At 35.7% G+C, this 10,429-nt stretch carries 4 protein-coding genes and 1 pseudogene; 3 read left to right on the forward strand and 2 right to left on the reverse strand.

Going from position 1 to position 10,429, the window contains the following annotated elements; all coding sequences use genetic code 11:
- Positions 1-75 precede the first annotated feature (75 nt).
- Together POF52_RS29175 and POF52_RS29180 are read left to right on the forward strand one after the other, a co-directional pair.
- Positions 76-621 carry a TetR/AcrR family transcriptional regulator gene (locus POF52_RS29175; protein WP_074684102.1) on the forward strand — a complete coding sequence of 182 codons (546 nt, stop codon included), beginning with the start codon at positions 76-78 and terminating at the stop codon, positions 619-621.
- A 138-nt stretch (positions 622-759) separates the two neighbouring features.
- A pseudogene (locus POF52_RS29180) lies at positions 760-915 on the forward strand (recombinase family protein); the annotation flags it as partial.
- Between the two features lie 814 nt (positions 916-1,729).
- Here the strand turns inward: POF52_RS29180 and POF52_RS29185 are convergent.
- Both POF52_RS29185 and POF52_RS29190 read right to left on the reverse strand, forming a co-directional pair.
- Positions 1,730-2,122: a DUF2283 domain-containing protein gene (locus POF52_RS29185; RefSeq protein ID WP_271997422.1), complete on the reverse strand. Its 393-nt coding sequence runs from the start codon at positions 2,120-2,122 to the stop codon at positions 1,730-1,732.
- A 54-nt stretch (positions 2,123-2,176) separates the two neighbouring features.
- Entirely contained in the window at positions 2,177-8,680 is a 6,504-nt protein-coding gene (locus tag POF52_RS29190; protein ID WP_271997425.1) for a DNRLRE domain-containing protein, read from the reverse strand.
- 205 nt (positions 8,681-8,885) lie between these two features.
- Between POF52_RS29190 and POF52_RS29195 the strand changes: the two genes are divergently transcribed.
- On the forward strand, positions 8,886-10,085 hold the full coding sequence (locus tag POF52_RS29195; RefSeq protein WP_271997427.1) for a hypothetical protein: 1,200 nt from the start codon (positions 8,886-8,888) through the stop codon (positions 10,083-10,085).
- Positions 10,086-10,429: the final 344 nt, after the last annotated feature.

Here is a 10,429-nt window from a genome sequence, read left to right on the forward strand (position 1 = left end):
GTGCTCCATTTAAACGGAGCACCGTTCCATTTATCATTATACGGAGCACCGTTCCGTTTGTCAAGGAGGAATCATATGCGAGCTGATGCGAAGAAAAACTATGAACACATACTTGCAGTCGCGAGCGTCGTTGTAACCGAGCATGGCGCTGATGCATCGCTGCGCGATATCGCTCGCAGAGCTGGTGTCGGGCTCGGCACACTGTATCGTCATTTTCCGACGAGAGAGGCGCTGCTCGAAGCTTTGCTCCGCGCAAGCTTCGACGAGTTTACGACAAAGGCACGTGAGCTCGAAACTGCGAGTTCATCCGATGATGCACTCGTGTCGTGGCTACGCGACGTTGTTGCATTCACAGGAAATTATCAAGGTGTTGTGGACGCGATGATGGCAGCTAAGGAGGACCCGGAGTCTGCACTCCACGCTTCATGCGTCACGATGCGTACGGCAGGCACGCGACTTCTCACTCGCGCTCAAGCCGAGGGTCTAGCGCGTACCGACATGGATGGTGATGACCTGTTTTCGCTAGCTGCTGCGCTTGCGTGGCTCAGCAACCAGCCCTCGTCCGCGCCACGAGCTGAGCATCTCTTCACTATTATCGCGAGCGCGATCTTAACGAATTGAGCGAGCAACGATTTCAGGACCAGCTTCACAACTGATGATTAAAAACAAGCCAAATTTTCCTTAGCGTACGTTTTCCGTGTTTTGTTGGCGGTACCCCCTGTACAATAAAATCATAACATTGCACAGGAGGGTTTTAAGATTATTGGATATGCCCGCGTTTCCACGACTAATTAAGATCTAGACCGACAACTTAGCATGCTAAAGAAATATGGCTGCGAAAAGATAATTGAGGAGAAATTCACTGGTACGATGAAAGACCGTCCTGGTCTGCAGACTTTAATGAATGTGATTCGAGCAAATGGTTTTTCTTAAAGTATGGGACGTTAAACATAAAAAGACTTGCTTTAGGTAAAAAGCAAGTTAAAAGAAAGATAATCACGTTGGCAATTCCATTATAATCCAGAAGTTGTAATGAAACATTAAAATATAGTTAAAATCGAATTAAAAGTAAATTAATCCATAAAAGGATTAATTTACTTTTTTTATTTTGTGTTATTAAAAAAGTTTCGACAGTTTAAAGAAAACTTTGACTTTATTACTTTAACATTTTGAAACATAATCAAATATAAAGCCCGTAAAAGTATACTTTTACGAACCTTGCTTTTACATAAGAAATCTATCATAATCATCGTTCGTTTAAGTTAAAAAACAAATTACGAACGTCCCTTAAAATCGATACACTTTTACGAACGTTTTTTGGTAAAATAACAGAAATATATTTTAAATGTAGTCTAATAACGTGGAATTTATTATACTTATCAATTAATGCCGTTAACCGTGATTGTTAAGGCTATTATTCTAAAAGCTAGTTTGTAGATCTTTTTCACCAAGTAAATATGATAGTTCTTTGCTTCCTTGAGGATTGATAAGTGTGAAATAAAAATCAGAATAGCAAGAGGGTTGTAAATCATAGGGTAATTATTATGCTGTCTCACTTTATCTATTAATCTGGTATACAAGATGTTAAAAAGGTCAGTACTGTTTAAAAAATCATCAATTTATCATGTGAAATCAATTAATTATGAAATCTTTAACTGAAAAAGGCGGTCCAAAATAAATTGGACCGCCTTTTTATTAAGAAAACAGCTTAAGTTTTTTGAAGGAAACTTTAATTTAAAAATAGATGAGAATCTAAAATGTCAATTCTTGTTAAATTCTCATATTTTTCATCTGAAAAGTGGAAGACTAATGACTTAGCTTCAGGGTGAGAAACAGACCTCTTTATTAGCTGATTCGTTATTTTCAGAGAGTAATATTCTGTTCCTTCATCGTTAATTTTTTTCTCAAGAATATTCTCTTTATTTACAAGTGTTGAAATCATTTTTGCTGTAGTGCCTTCTAACTCAATGCCTACTACTGGAACCTCTTTTCCAAAGTCCAACATGATTTCATCGTTCTCTTCAAGCTCTTCCGTATAAGAAACCTGATATTTAGAAGGTTCATTAAAATAAATATATCCCATGTCACAACTTTTATCATATGTAACTTTAATATTAAACATGTGTTCTTATCCTCCGTTTTATAATTGAAGATTACAAGCATTTATATATCGCAACTATTTTATTCTTATAAATCTTGATTTAGGTTTACCTCGGTAAACAGTAGTTATACTTCTTCCCTTTGTGCAAACTGTAATTCCATTGTACCAGTAAACTTTAGATTTTTCTTTTGGATCATAATAAATCCTGCCATTTTTTAAGGTTTTTACAACTTCTTTTGGTTTTATAGCTCTTTGAATCATTCTTTCAATTGAATGTTGTGTAGCCCTAAACATAAGATAATTTTCTGCTAGAAGTACGCCCATTACTTTAAAGTAAGTTTTCATAGTAGAAGTAAAGCTATGACCATCAGGATCTATTAAATTAATAGGGTTATTATTTACATAAGTATATTCATTTTGACTAATTGGATCCTTTTTATCTCCAGGGTTTGAATCCTTTGATAAGAATACACCTTGGACTGGATTATAATAACGTGCAATTAAATAATACATTCCTGTTTCATTATCTTGCATATACCCCGCATAAGTAAATGGGTTATTAATATCTGCTTTCCCAGTGGTTACTTGTTTACTTACATTTCCCCACGCATCGTACGTATATTTGACTATAATATCTCCATTATCGTCAGTTAGAGCTATAACATCGCCATGTGGGTTATAGTGATAATAATATGTTTTTCCACCCGTTTGCATAGAAAGTCTTAATCCATCTATTGAATAGACGTAAGAATGAAGAATACTTCCATTACCGTCTGTTTCATATAATGGATTAATGCTGTCTCCATCATAATAAAAGCGTGTAACCTGTCCATCTATACTTTTTTCAATGCGACGTCCCTTATCATCGTATTTATAGGTGGCAAAAGGAGTAGATTCGCCTTTCTTGGTAATAGAAGTTAATTGGTCAACTGCATTCCATGTATATGAATATTGCTTATCCTCTATGCGATTTCCATTCTTATCGTAAGTGATAGTATTGTCACCAAATTTAGTTAATTGATTTCCCACATTAAATTCAGACTTAGTTTGAACAGGAGATTTTCCCGACTCTGTAACAGTTACAGATGTACGATTTCCAAAACCATCATAAGTGTATTCCTTAGTGGTCCCGTTCGGAAGCGTTTCTTTCAATAATTGATCCAGTGAATCATATACATATGAAGCTGTCTTATCCGTAGTGCCATCTTCTTTATATGAGATAGTCTCTGTACGATTATCGTTTTCATCGTACTTATACGACTCAGATAAAATACTATCACTATTGGCGTTCCCTATATCTAAAGAAGTTACCTTACCTGTCACATCATATGTAAATGTTGAGCCAGCATTGTTTCCTGCGGTATAGTTACTCACATTTCCATTTTCATCATAATCGAAAATATATGATTTCCCTGTTGAATCAGTCACTTTAGTATTTTGATCAAGCGCGTTATATTCATAATTAGTTTGATTTGATACATTACCTTGTGTAAATTTAGATGTTATAACCTTAGTAGAATTTGGTTTATACGTCCATCCGAACGTACCACCACGATCGGTCATATTTGTTAGCTGTCCTGCTTTGTCATAAGATTTTGTACGAACTCCACTATTAACAGAATCAGTTACTTTAGTTTCATTTCCATTTTTATCATATTCATATACAAAAGCTGTGGAGCCATCCCGCTTTTCGCTAATCTTACGATTAGCTGTGTCATAACCTGATTCTACTATATGACCGTTAGGCAGCTCAGTCTTCACTTCATTCCCATTCTCATCATAGGAATGTACTGTTTTGAAACCAAGAGCATCAGTATAAGCTTTTATTTTATTATCTAAATTATATTCGTAGAAAATGTTTTGTTCCCCTAGACCTGGTGCCGCCACAGTTTTCTTGGTTGTATTCCCATTTTCATCGTATTCATAACTTATAGTTGTACCATTTTTAATTTCTACTTTAGTAAGTTGATTATCTCGATTGTAAATTGATGTCTTTGATTGTCCCTTTGGGTCAATTTCAGAGATTTTATTTCCATAGTCATCATATCCAAACTGTTGGGTATGTCCTTTTTCATCAGCTACTTTTATCAGGTAGTTTCCATTAGGATCATATGTATTTTGGATTAAATGATTATCTTCTAACAAACGGATATCATCAAAATAGGCCTTACCGGTAAATCCATTTCTGAAAATAGCATGTACTCGAACCTTCTGAATGGTTTTATTCAAGTCTCCAGCATTAATTGTAACCGCACTACGACTCCAATCATGGGTACCTAGAGAGAATTTTGCTTGATAATTACCTGTTGATCCATCTGTAAATGTGACATAGGCCCACAATGAATAGTCTTGACTTAATTGGTTATCAACACTCTTTACATTCTCTGCTTTCGATAAACCTGTTAATGTAATATTACGTGCTGTAGTCTGATTCAATGTAATGTCTTGTTGAATATTTACAGCTCCTTGACCAGTCGATGTACGCTCAAGAGAGATACTTTGATTCCCTGAAAAACCTTCAGGTTCAATAGCCCATTTCGTGGGTCCTTCTGTCGAGGTACTGGTCGATTTTACCCATCCATTATCGTTCTTTTCGAAACCACTATTATTTATAATATTAAAACTAGAAGAAACGGGTCCCTCTTCCAACTGAATATTATCAAATAGTGCAGTTCCACTTAAAGAAGCAGTGTGACTTTCTACTTCCAGATAAATTTCCACTTTTACAGCTGTGCTAGTTGTTTTAAAGGTTAATTGTCGTTCTTTCCATTTTGTATCACCCGTAACTTTATTAAACCGATTTAAGCCAGATCCTGCTGGTTGGCCACTTGAGTTAAGCAGGCGATAGTTAAAAAATGCAGTAGCATTCTTTAAACTTTGTCCCTTGATTAAACCACTTAACGTATACGTTTTATTTGGCTCAATATCGAGAGTTTGTACAGTAGCGATGTAGGACTGTTCTCCTTCAGCTAATCCAACTTTACGCTGTGGAGAGATGCTTAATACCTTTTCACCAGAAAAGCTGCCCGGTGCTTGCATAGAAATAGCATTAAAGGATCCACCATCATTATTCGTCATTTTTGACCACTCAGTACCTAGGGAACTCTCAAAACTAGGATTTGTTAATAAATTAGTAGCTGAACTTAAATCATCACTACTTTTAATTACATTTCCATACGAATCGTACATAGACATAGAAGATGTTTCTGCTGACTGATCTGTTTCAGATACAGCATTCGTATCATCATAAGCTATGGTTTTCGAACGATTCTCAGAATCTACAGATTTTGTTACGTCATTGTTAGCATTGTACTCATACGTATTTTTTCCTAAAGCATCTGTTTCTGTTAAAATGTTTCCATTTTTATCGTACGTATAGGCTTCAGAGGGTTTATCGTCTGCCTGGTCATTTGGATCAGTTTTCTTAACAAGATTGTTGTTATCATATTCATACGTGGTGGTTAACTTTAAATTGTCTGCATCTTCCACTGTTTTGGATGGATTGCCATCTTCATTGTATCCATAAATATCTTTACTACCTCTAGGGTTTGTAACAGTGGTTTGACGAGCATCTGTATCATATGAAATAGTTGTTTCTTTCTTCAATACATCGGTTACTTTAACTAATTTACCTTCACTGTCATACGTATATTCTGTAACAGATGGTTTAACGTCCGTGTGTTTAGGATCGTAGACAAAACGTAATTGCCCATTTTCGTATCCATACTTATATGTACGGCCGTTTGGGGTTTTTGTTTCTGTCAATTGAGTTCCTGTATACGTAAAAGTCGTGATTTGGTCTTCATACATAATTTTAGAAACATAATCGCCTGTATAACTAATAGATACAGAACGACTTGATGCATCAGTAATGCTTGTAATCTTATTATTTACATAGCTATAAGTCGTTTTATTTCCATTTGAATCTTGTTCATAGCTTAGTTTGCCATCAGATCTAAAAGCTGTCACACTTTGATCTGTATTTTTAAAATAAAAACCGTTGCTATCTTTCGTTAACGTTAGATAAATACCTGTTGGAGCTTGATAACCACCAGTAGTTTTTCTAAAACGATGAATCCGTTTATCTTGTTCGATGTATAAAACATCACCGTTGGTATCTTCTTTTACTTTTACATCTAATGAACTGTTCCAGCCTTTTCCGAAAATACCTACTTCTTTATCCTGACTGTTATACGTTCGAGAAATATCAATACCTGGTCCTCTACCGTCTAGAGAGAAGTCCGTTTTGTCAAAGACTAAGTTACCATTAAAAGCATTCACTTGTCCCCCAGGCACATCAAAAGAAGCCCAAAAGTCTTCCATACCAAGATAGTTTGCTTCTAAACCTGGCATTTTTGGCATAGCCGGACTGGATAGTGAGCTTTCCCCTTGCGATCCGTAAGAGGTTACACGGAACCAGTAGTTTGTATTATCTGGATACCTTCCACCTGAGTTTTTATAAACAGGCGAAGGATCTTTCGCTAACTCTGTTCCCTTTCCATCTGTATGAAGTTGATAACGCCCAGCTGCAATTTCATCAGCAGTCGGCCAGATCCCCTTACCTTGTGTTGTCCATGTTGTAACTTTTCCTACATCAAATGCTTCATAGTTCTTACCGTTGTAAACCCAAATTTTATAACCATCGGCTTTTGGGTCTTCATCCCATGATAACTTTACATAACCATTATCTCCACCTGTTGAGTTAGCAAACGGAGTTGCTTTTGGCTGATTTAATGGCAAGATAGGCGTGTAAGCATCTGAGTTATCTGATTCTCCCCCTGGGAAAATAGCACTCACACGGAAGTAATACAAGCGAGATGACGCGTACTTTGTACCAGCATTACTATAGACTTCACTTGGAGAGGCAGATAGCTCTGTCCCTTTTCCATCATGGTGAAGTTGGTATTTTCCAGCTGCAATTTCATCAGCAGTTGGCCAAATTCCCTTTCCTTTAGTCGACCAACTTGTTGTATTACCAACATCAAATGTTTCGTAACTTGCTCCGTTAAAAATTTTAATACGATAACCTGTTGCTCCTGCAACCGCATTCCAGCTTAGATTAGAATAACCTGATCCATCATTATTAGAGGTTACTGTTCCCGTTGGTGCATTTAGTGTTGGATAATGATAATCCACTGCTATATATGGCTTATTTGTACTATTTTCAGAAGCATAAAACTTTTTCCAATAGGTTTGTCCATTTCCATTTTCATGGAGCTTGAATCCATAATTAGGTTTTGTACCTGCAACCCAATCTTTAACAGTATTTAGTACATCAAAGCTTGCCATTTGGTCCTTAGCTGTAGAAGTTGTAGCAATATTTGTTGAGTTAGGCTTCGTATTCCAAGTTAGAGATCCTGGTGACCAATTTCCCTCTACACGATCTAACCATACATTTGTAGCCGTAGAGGAGTATGAATGAGCTGTGTAGATATTAAATTTTGCTGAATCTACTACTGCTCCTTGCAGTTTTGAGATATCAGGTTTTACATACGAATAATTCGTTCCTGTCGTACTATCATACAACCCTACTTTTAATGAATAATAACCAGAAGATGATTCCCAAAATTTATCGTAGTTGGTTGTTGGATAAGCACTTGAAACAAATGTATCATCGCTTGCACCTAATGTAATAGTTGGATCAATGTAAACAGGATAAGCTCTGTCTTTTGATGTTAACCAATCTTTATCTGCGATAGTTGTTAACTCATATTCGTTGTCTACTTTTTTTAATTCATAATGAACATCATAGGAAATTTGAGGCTCTCCCGATGCTTCATCAATTTTTGAGTCGCTCATATAAGGTTTTGGAATGCTGAATACTGTTTCTCCCTTAGTATTCTTGAACGAAACACTTCCATTTTCATTTAAATTTGCTTCTAGGCTAGTCGTGACTAGAAAACGAAACTTATAGAATCCATCATATTTTTGAAGGATGATATCTTCTTTGACGGATTGATCAAATACCGTATTACGTAAGTCAGTATTTGATAAAACGTTGCGATAAAATACTTGATTATCTTTATGTTCTGCTGCTACATCTGTTGAGTTTGTAAAAGGTTTATCACCTTCCGCACCTTTCAGCTTATACTCAACTTTGTTTGAATCATCTTGTACAGTAGCATATGTACCTTGATCTGTTTTCTGTTCAAACGCAACATCAATAGCTGCGTTTTCAGGTTCAATTGTTTGTTCCTTTGGGTTAGTTTCTAGATTAGTAGAAATCCCTTCCCACTTGTTTTGTTCATCTTTTCGTTGAACAGGGTCTAAGTAGACTTTCTTTGTATAATCCCCTTCCCCATTCTGTGTCACTTCAACATTTTCTTCTTGTTGATTGGCCACTGGCCCTTTTTGTACCGGATCAACAGGTGGTGCGGCCACGTCCGGTTGATTTTTAGCAATTTCTTTGTTAATACGTATTGCATCTTGACTCTCAGTTATAGAACTAGCTTGTTCTGTATTGTTGCTTGTTCCAGTAGCTTCGGCCCACTCATGTTTAGGTAGGCAACTAACTACTAATGTGAAGACAAGAAGCAGACATATCATTCTTGAAATGGAACTTAGTGTACTTTTATCCATGATATACCTCCTCTTTTTTAGTGATTTTGTAATCATAATGTAATATTATTTACATTACAACACATTTTTGTATTACTATATATATGCATAAAAAGAATAAATTTTATTGTGATACTTTATTTTCCTTATAAATGGTAAAAAAGACCGGAAACTTTCTTATTATAATATGATTCTTTTTGAATTCAAGATAAAGGGTGAAAAATTTTTGAGAAGAAAAGTAATAATAGCAAGTGCTGTAAGCTGCTTGTTAATCATGAATGGGAACTTACTAACAAAGGAGGAGGTATATGCCAGTCCAAACGAAGAAGCAAATATAAATAACACAACTACTTCTCTACAGGAAGAAACAGAGGAAAAGGAAATCTTTAATCGTCTCTATGATGAAGGATACTCCCTAGGAGAAAAAGATGGTTATGAAGAGAAAAAGAACGAAAGCCTTTCAAACAGTACGTTTACCGATAAAACATCTAAAGAATCTCAGTGGTTGATGTTGGGATATACGGTTGGCTATGAGAAAGGGAAAAGACGAAAGCAAGAAGAAGTAAAAGTACAACAAGAACAGGAATCTAATGATGGAGAGCAAGAAGGCTATCAGCAAGGGTTAGAGGACTATAAGCATGCTACAGTTGCTTATAATCCACCTCAAACACCTGCAAAATCAAGAGATTGGAATAAAGGCTTTGCACTCGGATATAAAAGAGCAGTTGAAATCATGGATTTGGCTGTAAAAGCTAAAAAAGAGGGCTATCAGCAAGGACTAGAGCTAGATGGGGTGAATATGCCGGAGCTTTATAGTGCAGATGAAGTAACAAGAAAAGCATATGAAGAAGGATTTCAAACAGGTCAGCAAAAACGTACAGAGAAGTTAAAAACGAAGTATGAAAAAGAAGGATTTAAGCAAGGGTATTCCTTACAAGATATGTCTGTTCCACAAGGACTTGATCCTGAAATAGCAGAAGCCTTTCAAAGAGCATTTGTAAAGGGCGAAAATCAGAAAGAAAAGGATACTTATAAGCAAGGGTTTAATTTTGCTTTCACATCCCTTAAGTATAAAACACCATCAGATAATCAGATTGATACACGAGTAATCCAGTGGTTTAAAGAAGGATTCCAATCCAATAAAGTAGCAAGTTCTCTACGAGCAGAGGCCTATAAAACTGGATGGAATATTGGAGACAAAATAAATGTGCCAACTAAATATAAAGACAATAAGGCCGCTGTAGCAATGTATAAGAAATACTATGAGCTAGGTCAACAAAAACAAAAAAAGACAGCCTTTGAGATATCTACTGCCCTTCTAGTCATCATCGGTACAGTTGGCATATACACATTATTTAGACGTAATAAAAATTCAAGTAAAAAATCCAATACAGAAATATATGAGATAGAGAAAGTAGCAAAATAAAGGAGTTTTTTAGGATATTCCAAGAGATATAACTTAAATGATCTCGTATATACAGAATTATTTAAGTTATACGTAATTTTCCGCGTTAAAAAAGTCGTAACTATAAGTTTTAAAAATAGAGTAATAAAATACTAAAAAATAGAATAAATAAGTCCATTTGACCATTCATTTTCCAACGTTAAATGATAAGATACTCTTAGTTTTTTTACATATATAATACATAGGGGGAAGTTTTATGAAAAAAATATTGACATCGGCTTTAGCATTTTCTGTGTCTGTTGGCCTTTTAACATCTATGGACCTTAAAGATGCACAAGCAGCTGAGAAAGATTATGTAAGGCTAT

This window comes from Priestia sp. AB, assembly GCF_028369225.1.
In the GTDB taxonomy this organism is placed as follows: Bacteria; Bacillota; Bacilli; order Bacillales; family Bacillaceae_H; genus Priestia; species Priestia megaterium.

Excerpts from the sequence above, each read along its gene's own strand:
- POF52_RS29190 (WP_271997425.1), bottom strand. The coding sequence starts at position 8,680 with ATGGATAAAAGTACACTAAGTTCCATTTCAAGAATGATATGTCTGCTT.
- POF52_RS29185 (WP_271997422.1), bottom strand. The coding sequence starts at position 2,122 with ATGTTTAATATTAAAGTTACATATGATAAAAGTTGTGACATGGGATAT.
- POF52_RS29175 (WP_074684102.1), top strand. The coding sequence starts at position 76 with ATGCGAGCTGATGCGAAGAAAAACTATGAACACATACTTGCAGTCGCG.